This window comes from Frankia torreyi (assembly GCF_000948395.1).
GTDB classification, from domain to species: Bacteria; Actinomycetota; Actinomycetes; order Frankiales; family Frankiaceae; genus Frankia; species Frankia torreyi.
Map to the genome: position 1 here is coordinate 1 of NZ_JYFN01000044.1, position 14,553 is coordinate 14,553.

Genomic DNA, 14,553 nt, shown 5'->3' on the forward strand with positions numbered 1-14,553 from the left:
GAACCCGGCGAACTCTGACGTCGGAACCGGTGGATGGACACGACGTCGACGCACCACCCGATCATGAATGATCGGTCGCCGAGATGGCGGACTTCGCCAACACAACAGTGCCGCCACTCCTATTCCGGTGATGCCGCCGCGGCGGCGCCGACCACCCGCGGTCCGAACATGTGGCGCGCCGCACAAAGCGCTCCTCCGGCGCGGCCGGGGACGGCACTAAGGTGCCATATCAGTCTTTACTGACGCCCGTACGCGCGGAGTCCGACTGGCGCGGTACTCCGGTCCGTAGTCGTCGGACCAGTGGTCACGGCCCAGGCGACCGGGGTCTCCTCGACGTCGGGTGTCGTAGGGAAAGAAGTGGGTCTCCGTCGATCGACGCATCTCACGCTGCGTGAAATGCCGAGGAGATGCCGCATCCGCTGTCTCCCCTGCCACGGCTCCAGTTGTTCTCGGCATTCACCATCTCCGGGACCGGCGGCCATGGCCGAGTCGCCGGTGAACCCACCTGATACGGTGCCGCANTGCTTTCGCCGACGTGCCGGCCCGCCAGATGGCGGCCTCCGGGAGTCGTATGACCGGCGATCGGCGGGTTGCTAAATCCTTCGTCGTGAGTGAATACTTTTGGACATGCTGCTGGTGCGCCGGTCCTGGTACTGCGATCGGAGGGGTGCCGGGTATGGTCCACATGGCGCACCCCGAGGCGCTGGCTGGGAAGCGGCCGGCGTGCTGACGGGTGATTGCGTCCTGTAGACATGTCGCGCCTGGGGGGAATAAGTCGGATCCACCGTGCCCCTGCGTTACCGCCGGGGCTCGGCCGCCAGGCAGCGGCTACGGGTATCGCCGGCTCCGGTCGGAGCGAAGGCGGTGGGGCCTGGGTATGCCCGCCGAAAGGGAGACGTCGGCGGTGGGTGTGCGGAAAGAATGATCCCGGCTCGGAGGTGGTTTCTCATGAGTCTTCACCAGTGTGATTGTCCGCCCTTCTTCGTGCTGGCGGGGATAGACTACGCAGGCAAGTCATCAGCTATGCTCGAGCTGCGGGGGATGGTGCCGGAGCTACGGCTCCTCTCGATCGACAGAAGTTTTCTGGAGCCTCGGCACGCGCTGATCACGAAGCTTCGCGAGCAGCTCGTGAACGACGCCGCGGCGCCAGGCGGCGCGTATTCGGTGGACTTCCTCGCCGCCATGATGCAGACCGGCGTCGTCTTCCTCCGCGACCGTCTTCTCGAGCTGCCCTCCAGACCGCCGGTTCTGATGGACTCCTATTACTACAAGATTCTGGCGAAGTGTCGGCTCGCCGGACTCTCGGACCATCCGATGTTCGGCTGGTGGCGGGCGTTCCCCCGACCCCGGGGGGTCATCCTCCTCGACACGCCCGTCGCGGAGGCCTGGCGGCGCAGCGCCGCGGACCGGGCCCCCAATCCGCTGGAGTACCACGGTGACCGGCCGGACCGGGCGGCCTTCGTCGCCTACCAGGAGGACCTGCGGCGACTGCTGCTGGAGGAGGTCGGCGGTCTGCCGCTGCGCATGGTGACCGAGCACGTCGACCCGCGCAGTACCGCCGAGGCGGTCAGGAAGGAGTTGCTGAGTCTTGACGACCGATGAGTCTGACCAGGCGGGACCGGTCGCATCGGCGGAACCGGTGGAACGGGGGGAATCAGCCGGGCGGGATCACGGGCGCGCCTACCGGACCAGGGTGCTCGCCGAGCGCGACCGCCTGCGCGCCGCGCTGCCCGCGGCGGCCGAGCACCAGCGGATGGTGCTCGACGATCTCGTCGACCGTAACGCCGGCACCGCTTTCGGCCGGCGCCACGGTCTGGCCGCCGTCCGCACGCTCGACGACCTGCGCGCCGCGGTGCCCGTCCAGACCTTCGCCGACCACGCGCCATGGATCGAGCGGATGGCCGCGGGGGAACGGCGGGTGCTGACCGCGCGGGACCCGGTCGTCTACTTCACCAGCAGCGGGAGCACCGGCGAGCGCAAGAAGATCCCGATCACGGCCGACTTCATGCGGACCTCGTTCTTTCCCTTCTTCTATGCGGCCTGGGCTCCGATCGTCGAGCACTTCCCGGACACCCTGGCCCGCCCGGAGTACTTCCTGAACCTCAAGCACGACGTGGTCGCGGCACCCACCGTGACGGCGTCCGGGCGGCCGCACCTCGGCGCGAGCCAGGTGGACTTCGGCGCGGCCTTCGGTGAGCCGCTGTCGGCCGAACCCGGCACCCGCGCCCCGTGGATGAGGCTCCCGGTCGCCGTCGACGACGCCGATCACGAGCGCAGGATGTATCTGCGGCTCAGAATGGCGGTCGAGGCGGACGTACGGGCCGTGATCGGCATCAACCCGGCGATGGTGGCCGTGCTGCCCCACCAGCTCGCCCGGTGGTGGCCGGACATCGTCCGGGAGGTACGCGACGGCACGCTCGGCGGTGTGCGTTGCCTGGAGCCGAACCCTCGCCGGGCCCGCGAGCTCGACGCGCTCGACACCTACGCCGGCACGATCCGCCCCGCCCAGGTCTGGCCCCGGATGCGGGTGTTGTTCTGCTGGACCACCGGCATCGCCTCCCTCTACCTGCCGGGGCTGCGTGCGGAGTTCGGCGCCGACGTGGCGGTGCTGCCGGCGCCGGTCGCGGCGTCGGAGGGGCCGGTGGCTGTCGCGCTGGACCGGCACGGTACCGCTGGCAGCCTGCTGGTGACGGCCGCCGTCCACGAGTTCCTCGACGCGGACGACGACGTCACGCCCGACTCCGACACCCTCCGATGGGAGGAACTGGAGGCGGGCCGCGAGTATCACGTGATCTTCACGCATGTGGGCGGCTTCTACCGCTACGCGGTGGGGGATGTGGTCCGGGTCGTCGACCGCGTCGCGGGGGTGCCCCGGGTGGAATACGCCGGCCGGGGCACCCGGTCGGACGCCGCCGGCGAGCGGCTGCGCGAGTCGCAGGTGACCAGAGCGGTGGCGGCCGCGGCCCGCGCTGGCGGTCTGGAGGTCCGCAACGTCGCCTGCCGGGTCCGCACCGCCGGGCCCGCGGCCTACGAGTTCGCGCTGGCGTCCACCTCCCCCTGGAGCCCGACGGAGATCGAGGCCGCGGCCGCGCGCCTCGACGAGGCACTGGGCGCCGAGTCCCCCGGGTACCGCACCGCCCGTGCCGCCGGCCACCTCGGTCCGCCGACGGTGCGCCAGCTCGGCACCGACGCGTTCGCCCGCGACTGGCAGGCCCGCGTGGCCGAGGGCGTGCGCCCGACACAGGTCAAGGACCGCATGTTCCGCCAGGACGCGGCCATGTGGGACCGGCTTGTCGCCGAGCCTTTCAGCGAGGCCCGCAGGGCACCCGACGCCACGGGCCAGCAGGAACCGGCCGCCGCAGCCGTCGCGGCCCTCGAGCCGTGACGTCTCGAGGGCGAAGCGGCCAGGAGCACCTCACGACGTGTGAAAGGACAGACCATGGCTGATCTTGCGGCGGTGGAACGGACCGCCCTTCTCACGGCGGCACTGCGGGCCGCCGAGACCCGCCGGCCCGACCGGCTCTACGAGGACCCCTACGCGGCCGCGTTCGCCGGCGAGGTGGGACCCGGTCTGCTCGCCGAGGTCCGCGCGGTGACCTTCCCGGCCGGCGCGCAGCGGACGGTGCCCAGCACGCCGGACTACAACGCGATCCGCACCCGCTTCTTCGACGAGTACCTGCTCGCGGCGGCGGCGCGCCCGGACATCGAGCAGATCGTGCTCGCTCCCGCGGGAATGGACTCCCGGGCCTTCCGGCTGCGCTGGCCGCGCGACCTGCCGGTGTACGAGATCGACCGTCCCGCCGTGCTCGCCGTCAAGGCCGAGGTCCTGGCCGGGCGCTCACCCGGCGTGGACCGGCGCCCCGTCGCCGTCGACCTGGAGACGGACACCTGGACCGACGACCTGCTCGCGGCCGGGTACGACCCCGCGCGGCGCTCCGCGTGGCTGCTGGAGGGACTGCTCTACTACATCCCCGAGCCCGCCGTGCACCGGGTGCTGGCCGCCGTGCGCGCGGTGACCGTACCCGGCAGCCTGGTCGCGGCCGACGTCGTCAACGCCGCCGCGCTGACCCTGCCGAACATGGCGCCGCTGCTGGGGGTCTTCGCCGGCTGGGGATGCCCGTGGGTCTTCGGCACCGACGAGCCGGAGGCGCTGCTCGCCGCGCACGGCATCGAGGCGACGGCGGTCCAGCCGGGGGAGGCCGGTGCCGACTTCGGACGCTGGCCCGACCCTGTGCCGCCGCGCGCCGAGACGGAGGTGAGGCGGGTCTTCTTCGTGCACGGACAGCGCCGCGAGGACCTGGCACGCGAGGACCTGGCACGCGAGGATCTGGCACGCGGGGACCTGGCAGCAGCCCCCGGGCAGGTCGCGCACCCCGACGGGCGCTCCTGTTGACCGGCGTCGAGGCGGCGCTCATGTCGGCCGCCGTGATCGTCGGTGCCAGCGTCGCGGGGCTCGCCACCGCCCTGGCGCTCGCCCAGCACGGGCGCCGGGTCCTCATCCTGGAGCGCGCATCTCCGCCACCGCTGGGCCCCGTCGCCGAGGCGGCCGGGCGGTGGCGGCGCGGCGCCGTCCCGCAGGCTGACCACTCCCACATCCTGACCTCGCGGGGCGTGGGCACGCTGCGCGACCGTGCCCCCGACCTTCTCGGCATGCTGGACAGCGCCGGCGGACGGCTGCTGGACCTCACCACGGCGCTGCCCCCGACGGCGGCGGGTCCCCGGCGGGAGCCGCCCGACGCCGAACTCGTGGCACTGGCCTGCCGCCGCTCGCTGCTGGAGCTGGTGCTCTACCGGTACGTCACGGGCCTCGCCGGGGTACGCGTCGAGCATGGCGTGACCGTCACCGGGGTGGAGCGGGGCGTCGGCGGGCGGCTGACGGGCGTCACCACCGCGTCCGGCCGGTTCGGCGCGCAGATCGTGGTGGACGCCTCGGGTCGTGCCGGCGCCGCCCGGGGCTGGATCACGACGGCCGGCCTGCCCGTGCCGCCCGACCAGGTCCGGCCCGCCGGACTGCGGACCTTCAGCCGCTTCTACCAACGCGGGGACGGCCAGCTCGGCCCGCTCAACCGCGGCAACGCGGCCGGGCTGGTGTCCGGTCACTACGCGGGCGTGCTGCACCCGGCGGACGGGAACATCTTCTCGATCGCGCTGGGCTCGCTGCCCGAGGACCGCGCGCTGCGCGCACTGCACGACCCGCCGTCCTTCACCGCCGTCGCCCGCAGCACCCCCTGGGTCCGCGACTGGCTGGCCGACGGGAGCGTGACCCCGCTCACCCCGATCCGGGCGGCGACCGGTCCCGACAACGTGCTGCGCGGTGTGGCAGTCGCGTCGCAGTCGCCACTGGCCGGCCTGTTCCCCGTCGGTGACGCCGCCTGCACCACGAACCCGCTGTACGGACGGGGGATGTCGCTGGCGCTGGCGCACGCGTTCGCGCTGGCCGACGTGCTGGCGGGTGCGCCGGGCGCGGACCTGCGCGGCGCGGGGGCCGCGGGCCTCGCCGACGCGCTCTACCGCCCGTGGTTCGAGCAGTCCGCCATCGACGACGCCGAGCGCGTCGCCGGTTGGCGGGCGGCCGCCGGGCTGCCCGCCACCCCGGCGGCACCGACGGTCCCGGCACGCCCGGCGGGGCGGCCCGCCCTGGCCGAGATCGGCGCGGCCGCAGCGTCCGACGCGGCCGTCTGGCGTGGGTTCACCCGGGTGATGATGGGGCTGCGGTCTCCCACCGACGTGTTCGACGACCCGGATTTTCGCCGGCGGGTCCGCGACGCACAGCCTGCCCCTGCCGCCCGGCCGCCGGGCCCGCGCCGTGGCGACCTGCTGGCGGCACTCGCGCAGGCCGCCGCGTGAGGAGTCCCGCCCCCGCCTCCGCCAGCGTCTCCACCCGCGCCCTCGCCGGTGCCGTCGCACCGGGTACCGACATCCGCGTCCCGCCGGCCGACATCCGCGTCCCGCTGGCCGACGCCCGCGCGCCGCTGGCCGTCGCCGTCCCGCCCAGGCGCCCTCGGGTCCTGCTCGCTCCGGTCACGGTCACCCCGACCAAACCGCTGACTCCCAGCCATCTCAAGGGACTGCTGTGGACGGACGTGATGTACCGCGCGACGACGGAGGTCGCCGACGTCACATTTCGGGCCAGCCCCACCGCCTACCACCTCACGGAGCAGGTGCTGGGCTTCTGGGAGTACCTGGACCGGGTCCACGGCGACATCGACTACGCCGAGCGCGACGACAGCGAGATCGGCCAGCTCTACGTCGATTTCCGTGCCGGCGGCGGCCCCGTCGCGGCGGACGCCGTACGCCCCTATGCGCAGGCGGCCGACGAGGTGGGCTGGGTCCACCCCGCGAGCGCGCGGCTGCTGGAGCTGTGGCGCGGCCAGTACGCGCGCATGGGCCTGCACGACCCGGGTCTGACCCGCCATCAGCCGCCCGGCTACCGGCTCGAGGAGGCGCTCGACCGGCTTGCCGCCCGCGGCCTGTGCCTGGACCTTCGCACCGACGGGGGTCCGGTGTACCTCGACGCGACCCGGTTCGGCATGCCGCTGCGGCCGATCGTCTCTCGCGACGGCCGCCCGAACTATCTCGCCTGCGCCCTGCGCGACCTGCTTCCGCTCGTCGGTTCCTTCGACGAGGTCGTCCTGCTGCACGATCCCGAACTCGACGCCGACTATCGCCTGCTGCAGCGGGTGCTGTCCGCGGCGGGCCGCGACGACGGCCCGGTCATCCGGCGGGTCGCGGTCGGGCGGGTACCGCTGGAGGGCCGGATCCGGTCGGCGCGCCACGGCGACTGGGCCGGGCGCAGCGGATCGGCGCTGCTGGACTCGTTCGCCGACGTGGACAGCGCCGCGCTGCGGCTGGGGCTGCGGCTCTACTTCATCGCCGTCCTCGGGCCGGGTGACCGCCAGTCGTTCCGGCCGGACCTGCTCGCCTCCACGGTCGCCCGGGCGGCCAGGCTGGGCTCCCCCGGGCCGCGACCGGCGCCGGCCTCGGCGGACCAGGCCGATCCGGCCTCCTCGGATGCCTCGGCGCGACGGGGGCCCGACGACGCCAGCGACATCGCGGAGTTCGTCGGGCACTTCCGCGGCATCGGCCACCTGCACGTCGATCCCTACCGGCTCACCACCCGCCTGCTGGCCCGACGCCGGCCGGCCGTGCCGGCCGGGCTGCTGCGGGCGGTGTTCCAGTGAGGCTCTCCCAGACGGTCCTGCGCGCCGAGTTGGAGCTGCGGGTCCGCGCGCTGCGTCCAGACCTGGCCCCGTCCCCGACGGCGCCGTGCCAGGCAGGGGAGGTGTGGTCGTCTGCGCTGGGCAGCCAGCCCCCGCCGGACGCGCGCACGTCGGCCGTCGTCGTCCTGCGCTCGTTCGACCTGCCCACGTGGATCCGCGAGACGTGCGTGTTCGCCGCCCGGGCCAGCCCCGAGCGGGCCGCGGACTGGCTGCGCTCGTTCACCCGAACCGTCTTCCTCGCCGGCAATCCCGACAACCTGCGTGGACGATTCCGTCTCGACCACGTGGCGCCCGACGGCAACGTGGCCTGGGTAGGCCCCGGGCCCGACGAGGAGACCGCGACGCTGCGGCGGCTGTTGCGGACCTTCGATGGCGAGCGGGTCCTGGGGGCCGGCCCCGCGTTGACGGTCGACCTGCCTCGCCTGGCACCCGGCCCGCCGCCGCCCGCGGGCGCCGCGGCGCACGGCGGCCCGACCGGCGCGCCCGGACACCGCCGCGATCTGTACCTGGCGGTCGCGGGGACGACGGTGGCCCGCGCCCTGGTCACGATCAACCATCTGCTGGTGGAGGCCGTGCTCCACGACGAGCTGACCGGCCCCTGCCGGTTGCGGATCCACCGGGTGCCCCGTCTCGTCGGCCTGCGGGCCGCGCCGGCCGCGCTGCGGGTCGGCGCGGACCAGTCCAATCCCGACCGCCTGCAGGCGCTCGCCTGCCTCACCACGGAGGTTCACGATGGCCAGTCCGCACCCACACGCTGACGGGCGGCGGCCCGCGATCCGGCTCGGCTATCACGGATCGACCCTCGTGGTGGATCGCGTCGTCGCGACGGTTGGCTGGGACCGCGCCGAGGTCGTCCTGACCGAGTACGACGTCGCGAACCCGTTCGCGCCGATCCGCGCGGGCGACGCCGACGTGATGATCACCAAGTTCGCGCTGGACGAGCCGGACCTCGTGCCGGGCAGGGTGCTGTTCAGCGAGCAGCGGGCGGTCGTGGTCGGTGCCGCCCACCCGCTGGCGGACCGCGCCGAGGTGTCCATCGAGGAGCTCGCCGCGTTCGAGGCGTTCGCGCCGCCAGGGCGGATGCCGGACTACCTCTGGGAGCACATCGTCCCGGGCCGGACGCCCGCGGGCCTGTCGATCCGGCGGGTCCACCGGGTCGCCACCGTTCCCGAGATGATGGAACGGGTCACCCGCACCGATGCCATCCACATCACGGTCGCGTCGCTGGCCGACCTCGCGCCGCCGTCGATCAGAATCATCCCCATCATCGATCTGGCCCCGGCCCCCGTGATGCTCACCTGGCGCCGTGGCCGCCACGTGGACCACGTCCAGGCGTTCATCAACGATGTCGAGCGGGCGGTGGCGCTCTGAACCCCGCCGCTCGCAGCACCGCCGCGGACGGACCGCGGTCCACGGCCCAGCGCGAACGGGGACGATCCAGCCAGGAGAGGCCGATCATGACTCGGCCGTCGCGCGGTGATCGGACCCTGGCCGCGGGCAGGGACGAGGTGGCGCGTGTGATCGCGTACTTCGACGCCCTGAGCGCCGCCGGAGCGGGCGTGAGTGCCCTGGTGCGGGCGACCGCGATCCTCGTCGGCTGCCCCGCCGGGCTTCGCGCACCCGGGATCGGTGAGGTGCTGTTCGATCCCGACGGGGCCCGCGCCGCGGCGCCCGCGGGAACCGGGCGCCCGCCGCGCGACGCGACGCGGACCGCGGCCTCGAGTCGACTGAACCTGGGCGAGGGAAGGGAGGTCTGGCTTGCGCGGCCTGGTCCGCCCGCTGTGCTCGACGAGCTCGTCCTCGAGCGGATGGCGGCGGTGGCGAAGACCGCACTGAACGTCCAGGGGCACCACCCGCCGGAGCCCACGGACCCGGCTCTCGTCGAACTGGCGCTGTCCGCCCGCGAGTCCCTGCAGGACCGGGCCCGCGCGCTGCGCCTGCTGGACCTGGTGCCCGAGGTGCCGGTGCGGGTGGCCGCGGTGCGGGTGGCCGCGGCGCGGACCGCGGCCGACGCCGGCCTCACCGCCTGGGCGCTTGCCCTGTTCGCCGGGAGCCGGGACCGTGAGGAGCGCCCGGTGCGGGTGGCCAGGGTTGGCCGGTTCGTCGCCGTGCTCTGTCAGCAGGAGACGGAACCGCGCGACATGGTGGATGAGCTTCGCGCGGCCATCGTCGCCCTCGGCGTACCTTCGGGGGCGCGCGAGCGTGGCGCCGAGGCCTCGCCGAGCGCCGTGCGGTCGCGAGGACGACGGGCGGCGGTGTCGCTGGCGGCTGTGGACACGGCGTCGGCCGCGTCGCGGCGGCGCGGCCGAACGATGGCGCCCGCGCCGGACCCGAGCGCGCAGCCCCTGGTGGGGCTCGGCGGCGTGGTCGACGGGCTTGACGCCGGACTGTCCTGGCGGCAGGCACAGCTGGCACTGCGCTTCGCGGTGACCGGCCCCGCGCAGGACCGTGTGGTCGACTACGACGGGCTCGGTTCGCTCACCCTCCTGGCGGCCGTGCCGCCCGATCGGCTGCGCGCCAACGCCGACGTGCGGGCGCTGGACGACCTCGCCGCCACCGCGACGGGCGAGTGCGCCATCGCCATACTCGACGCCTTCTGCCGGGCGGGCTCACACCGCCAGGCAGCCACCGAACTGCATCTGCACCACAGCTCGGTGTCGGCCCGCATCGCCCAACTCGACAGCGTGCTCGGCTGGGATCTCGACCGCCCGGAGGGGCGCTACCGGGCGTACCTGGCACTGCTGGCCCGCCGGCTGGCCCGGCGACCCGAGAGCCCTGCCGGCATCGAGACGGAGGAGTAGACCGGCGGACTCCCTCCGTCACCGACGACCTGGCGGCGAGGCCTGCTAGAGGGAAAATGAGGTGACCGGTCAGCGCGGGGTGCCCACGCGTGGCGCCCGCGCTGGAACCGCCGCCTGTGAGGGGGTGGCCACGCTGGAATGGCCAGGATCAGGTGGTGACCACGCTGGGACAGGGGCCGTCGCGTCGGGACCACGCCGCGTCACCCGCTGCCCGGGCCCGGGCAGCGGGTGACGCTCTGTCCAGGTTCTTGTCAGGCAGCCCTCGCGGGGCTGGTAGGCGGTGTCGGCCGTTTGGTGAAGACCACGTCGTAGCCGAGCGAGTTCATCTGGGCGGCCAGCCGCTGGGCGTGACGGTCGGGGTCCCGGCGGCGGGCGAAGTAGTCAGCGCCGAGGTCCTGGTAGGGCTCGCCGCGGCTGAGCATGTGCCAGACGGCGACGAGGATCGAGTGGTCGACGGCGACCCGGGCCTTGGAAGCGCCCCTGTTGGCCTTGATCCGCCTGTACTGGGCGCAGAGGTAGGTGCCCTTGGTCCTGGAGGCGGCGCGGGCGGCCTCGTGCAGGTGCAGCCGCAGCCACGTCGAGCCCTTGCGGGTCTTACCGCCCTTGGACCTGCCGGCGGACTCGTGCTGGCCGGGGCAGCGGCCGGCCCAGGAAGCCAGGTGCCCGGCGGTCGGGAAGACCGACATGTCCGGGCCGATCTCGGCGAGTAGGCATTCGGCGGTGCGGCGGTCAACCCCGGGGATCGTGTCCAACAGAGCGACCTTCGCCTCGAAAGGGGCGATCACCCGGTCGATCTCGGTCGAGAGCCGGTCGATCGCCTCGTCGAGGTAGTCCAGTTTCGCGAGGATCTCCCCGATGATCAGGCCGTGGTGGCCGGTGAAGAACCCGTTCAGCGCCTCCCGCAACGCCGGGATCTTGGCACGCAGCCGCCCGCGGGCGAGTTCCGAGAGCACCTCCGGGTCGGTCGTGCCTGCGATCATCGACTCGAGGATCGCCCGACCGGACACCGTCAGGATCGACGACGACACCGACGACAGCTTGATCCCCGCGTCCTGCAGGAACTTGTCCAGCCGCTGGACCTCGCGGGTCCGCTCCTCGATCTGCGCCTTGCGGTAGCGGGTCAGGTCCCGCAGCTCCCGGATCGGCTGCGGCGGCACGAACGAAGGGCGAACCAGGCCGTACTCGACGAGCTCGGCGATCCACTGGGCGTCGGCCGCGTCCGTCTTGCGGCCGGGGACGTTGTGCATGTGCCGGGCGTTGAGCAGCCAGCACTCGCCGATCACGTCCTCGAGGATATGGAAGACCGGCCGCCAGTACACGCCGGTCGACTCCATCCCGACCCGGGTCACCCCCAGGCCGGTCAGCCAGTCCCGCAGCGCCAGCAACTCCCGGGTCGTCGCCCCGAACGTGTGCAGCTGCACCTGGACCGGCCCACCCGGCGCCTCGGCCATCCGCACGCAGGCAACGATCTCGTCCTTGTGCACGTCCAAGCCCGCGCACCGCGCGACCTGCGCTTCCATACGACCCCCTCCAGGCCATCCCGACAGAAAAAGGTGGCACCCGGAGGGGATCCAGTAATCACAGAGTCTAGAGGTCGCGCTCAAGGCGGCAGTCCTACGTGCCTGCAGATCCCCACGTCACACTAGTAGACGGGCTTGCCCTTCGGCACCAAGGAGGCCCGACGTCGATCCGGGTGACCACGGACATTTTCCATCGCCCCATGTGGCCGGCCGACGCCGACCTGAACCACTATTGCGGCGTAAACAAATGCTCGTTCCAGTGCCACTGTTAGGCTAGAAAAAGTGTGGGTAAATTGGGCACATGATCCTAACTGATAGTCAACGCGATATTCTCGAGTCCTTGGTTGGAGGCGGTGGGTACGACAGGTCTGCGGCTGCCCGCGCCCGTATGGTGCTATGGCGGGACGAAGGATTCTCGGTGCGGGAAATAGCCGAGAAGGCGGGCGCGTCGAAGCCTACCGTGCGGCTGTGGCTGTCGCGCTATGACGAGGAGGGGCCGGACGGCTTGGTGAGCCGGGTGTCCCCGGGGCGGCCACGGGAGGTCCCGGGGCGGGTACGGGCGCGGATCCTGGCGTTGACCAGGACCACCCCTCCACCGGAGACCGGACTGAGCCACTGGACGAGCGCCGAGATGGCGCGGTACCTGAAACGCCGCGAGGGAGTGTCGGTCTCGCACACCTTCGTGGCCCGGCTGTGGCGGGAGAACAATCTCCAGCCGCACCGGCACCGAGTCTTCAAGCTCTCGGCGGACCCGGATTTCGAGGCCAAGGTGGAGGACGTCGTCGGCCTCTACCTCGATCCCCCCGAGGGCGCCGAGGTGCTGTCGATCGACGAAAAGCCTGGGGTGCAGGCACTCGACCGGACGCAGCCACCGCGGCCGGTCGCCTCCGGCCGGGTCGCCACCCGCACGCACGACTACCAGCGGAAGGGCACGACCGACCTGTTCGCCGCCCTCGACGTCGGGACAGGGCGGGTCACCGCCAGGTGCTTCCCCAGCCACACCAGGGCCGATTTCCTCACGTTCATGGACCAGGTCATCGCGGAATACGGCGGTGCGGAGCTCCACGTCGTGGTCGACAACCTGGCCACCCACTGCGGCCCCGGCGTCGACACATGGCTGCACAGGCACAAGAACGTCACGTTCCATTTTACCCCGTCCGGCAGTTCGTGGCTCAACCAGGTCGAGAACTGGTTCGGTATTCTCACCCGGCACGCACTCCAGCACGGGGCGTTCGTCTCGGTCCAGGACCTCGTCAACACCATCAACAACTATGTCGAGAACTGGAACTGGGACGCCCAGCCGTTCGAGTGGACAGCCACCGCAGAAGAGATCGTAGCCAAGGTGGAGGTACTCCACCGGGAATTCAGGAAACTGCTCGCCAACAACTTGTGACGACATTTGGTTATGTATCATCGGAAAGAATTTTGGTTTACAGTCTACTAGTAGGGCTTTGTTGTGCGCCAAGCGCCGCATAACACTCGACTTTCGCACTTTTCCTTGATCGCCGGTGGCTGCCGGTGAAGGTGTGCTGATTGCGTTCATCGAGCTGGGGTGGATGTTTCCGCCAGTGGCACGGCTCGGTGTGGCGTGCGGGGAAACAGGAAGCTCGGGAGGCTGGTGGCGGGAGCATCGGCGCTTCCTAATACCGGCTCGAAAGCTGGACGCCGATGCTCCCGGATGTCACGATACCCGTCTCGCTGGCGGTGCTGCTGGAGGGTTTCCGGCCGTGTTTCACCGCGCCGACGTTCCAGACCTTCCGCGCGCTGGTCGCCGGGATGCTGTCGGCGACGGGCCGCCGCACGGTGTGCGGGATGCTGGTCGGGGCGGGGCTGTCGAGGCTGTGGCCGCATGACCGGGCGCACCGGTTCTTCGCCGCCGCCCGCTGGGACCCGGCCCAGCTCGGCGCCGTCCTCGCCCGCCTCGTCGTGCGGCTGCTCATCGTGGACGGGGCGCCGGTGCTGGTGGCGGTCGACGACACCCTGTTCCACCGCGCCGGCAAGAAGGTGTGGGCCGCCGGCTGGTTCCACGACGGCTCCGCGCGCGACGCCCGCCAGGTCGGCTTCGGGAACAACTGGGTGATCGTAGGGATCGTCGTGACGCTGCCGATGCTGGACCGGCCGGTCTGCCTGCCGGTGCTCGCCCGCCTCGTGCGTAAGGACACCACCTCGGCCTCCCGGCTGTGGCTGGCCGCCCGCGCCGTCGAACAGCTGGCCACCGCCCTGCCCGGCCGCCGCTTGCACGTCGTCGCCGACGCCGCCTACGCCGGCGACGAGCTACGCACCCTGCCCGCCCAGGTCACCTGGACCACCCGGCTCCGCAAGGACGCGGCCCTGTTCGCACCGGCCCCACCACGGACCGGGAAACGCGGCCGGCCCCGGCTCAAAGGCGACCGGCTGGGATCGTTGGCCCAGCTCGCCACCGGCGCCGTGTTCACCCCGACCACGGTGACCCGCTACGGCCAGACCACCATCGTCCAGGCCACAGCCCCGCGCTGCCTGTGGTACGGCGTGTTCGGCGCCCGACCTGTCACCGTGATCCTCATCCGCGAGCAGACCGGCCGCGCCGGCACCTACGACCTGGCGCTGGTCACCACCGACACCCTGGCCAGGCCCGCCCAGATCATCGAACGGTACGCCGCGAGATGGTCCATGGAAGTCGCGGTCGAGGACGCCAAGCAGATCTTCCGGGTCGGTCAGGCCCACAACCGCGTCGCCCGCGCGGTCGAACGCACCGTCCCGTTCGGACTGGCCTGCCAGACACTGGCCACCTGCTGGTACGCCACCACCGGCCACCACCCCGACGACGTCACCGACCGCCGCGACCGCACCCCCTGGTACACCACCAAGACCCACCCCTCCACCGCCGACATGGCCGCCAAGCTCCGCCGCGTCCTGATCACCACCAAATATCAGCTCACACACCCCGAACAGCCGACACCAGCAGAAATCCACACCCTCCGGCTGGCGTGGGAGACCGACGCTGCATAACTACGAAAGTCGAGGTAACAGCGA

The 14,553-nt window shown here is 72.2% G+C and carries 11 protein-coding genes; 10 read left to right on the plus strand and 1 reads right to left on the minus strand.

All coding sequences use genetic code 11. The annotated features are described in order from the left end of the window. The first annotated feature begins 1,023 nt into the window (after positions 1-1,023). The 8 genes from FF36_RS22315 (at position 1,024) to FF36_RS22350 (ending at position 10,021) form a co-directional block, all read left to right on the plus strand. Positions 1,024-1,602: a hypothetical protein gene (locus FF36_RS22315; protein WP_199865464.1), complete on the plus strand. Its 579-nt coding sequence runs from the start codon at positions 1,024-1,026 to the stop codon at positions 1,600-1,602. Next, on the plus strand, positions 1,589-3,385 hold the full coding sequence (locus tag FF36_RS22320; protein ID WP_063925332.1) for a GH3 family acyl-acid amido synthetase: 1,797 nt from the start codon (positions 1,589-1,591) through the stop codon (positions 3,383-3,385). The genes FF36_RS22315 and FF36_RS22320 overlap by 14 nt, the downstream gene beginning before the upstream one ends. A 54-nt stretch (positions 3,386-3,439) precedes the next feature. Then, positions 3,440-4,393 (plus strand): SAM-dependent methyltransferase, encoded by a 954-nt coding sequence (locus FF36_RS22325; protein WP_082122137.1) that lies wholly within the window; start codon positions 3,440-3,442, stop codon positions 4,391-4,393. Beyond that, a complete protein-coding gene (locus FF36_RS22330; protein WP_199865465.1) occupies positions 4,390-5,847 on the plus strand; it encodes an NAD(P)/FAD-dependent oxidoreductase in 1,458 nt (485 codons plus the stop codon). The genes FF36_RS22325 and FF36_RS22330 overlap by 4 nt, the downstream gene beginning before the upstream one ends. Then, positions 5,844-7,181, plus strand: coding sequence for a hypothetical protein (locus FF36_RS22335; protein WP_199865466.1), 1,338 nt, complete (start codon positions 5,844-5,846; stop codon positions 7,179-7,181). Before FF36_RS22330 ends, FF36_RS22335 begins: the two co-directional genes overlap by 4 nt. Then, positions 7,178-7,978 (plus strand): DUF6182 family protein, encoded by an 801-nt coding sequence (locus FF36_RS22340; RefSeq protein WP_044887100.1) that lies wholly within the window; start codon positions 7,178-7,180, stop codon positions 7,976-7,978. Before FF36_RS22335 ends, FF36_RS22340 begins: the two co-directional genes overlap by 4 nt. Next, a complete protein-coding gene (locus FF36_RS22345; protein WP_044887101.1) occupies positions 7,953-8,591 on the plus strand; it encodes a LysR substrate-binding domain-containing protein in 639 nt (212 codons plus the stop codon). Before FF36_RS22340 ends, FF36_RS22345 begins: the two co-directional genes overlap by 26 nt. Positions 8,592-8,677: 86 nt before the next feature. Further along, positions 8,678-10,021 carry a helix-turn-helix domain-containing protein gene (locus tag FF36_RS22350; RefSeq protein WP_044887102.1) on the plus strand — a complete coding sequence of 448 codons (1,344 nt, stop codon included), beginning with the start codon at positions 8,678-8,680 and terminating at the stop codon, positions 10,019-10,021. 251 nt (positions 10,022-10,272) lie between these two features. Here FF36_RS22350 and FF36_RS22355 read toward each other — a convergent pair whose 3' ends face one another. Beyond that, complete coding sequence (locus tag FF36_RS22355; RefSeq protein ID WP_044887103.1) at positions 10,273-11,541, minus strand: IS110 family RNA-guided transposase; 1,269 nt, start codon at positions 11,539-11,541, stop codon at positions 10,273-10,275. A 301-nt stretch (positions 11,542-11,842) separates the two neighbouring features. Here FF36_RS22355 and FF36_RS22360 point away from each other — a divergent pair, with 301 nt between their 5' ends. Beyond that, positions 11,843-12,934 carry an IS630 family transposase gene (locus FF36_RS22360; RefSeq protein WP_044887104.1) on the plus strand — a complete coding sequence of 364 codons (1,092 nt, stop codon included), beginning with the start codon at positions 11,843-11,845 and terminating at the stop codon, positions 12,932-12,934. Positions 12,935-13,209: 275 nt separating this feature from the next. Beyond that, the gene (locus FF36_RS22365) at positions 13,210-14,529 is read left to right on the plus strand and encodes an IS701 family transposase (protein ID WP_044887105.1); all 1,320 of its coding nucleotides are present in this window, start codon (positions 13,210-13,212) and stop codon (positions 14,527-14,529) included. Positions 14,530-14,553 lie beyond the last annotated feature (24 nt).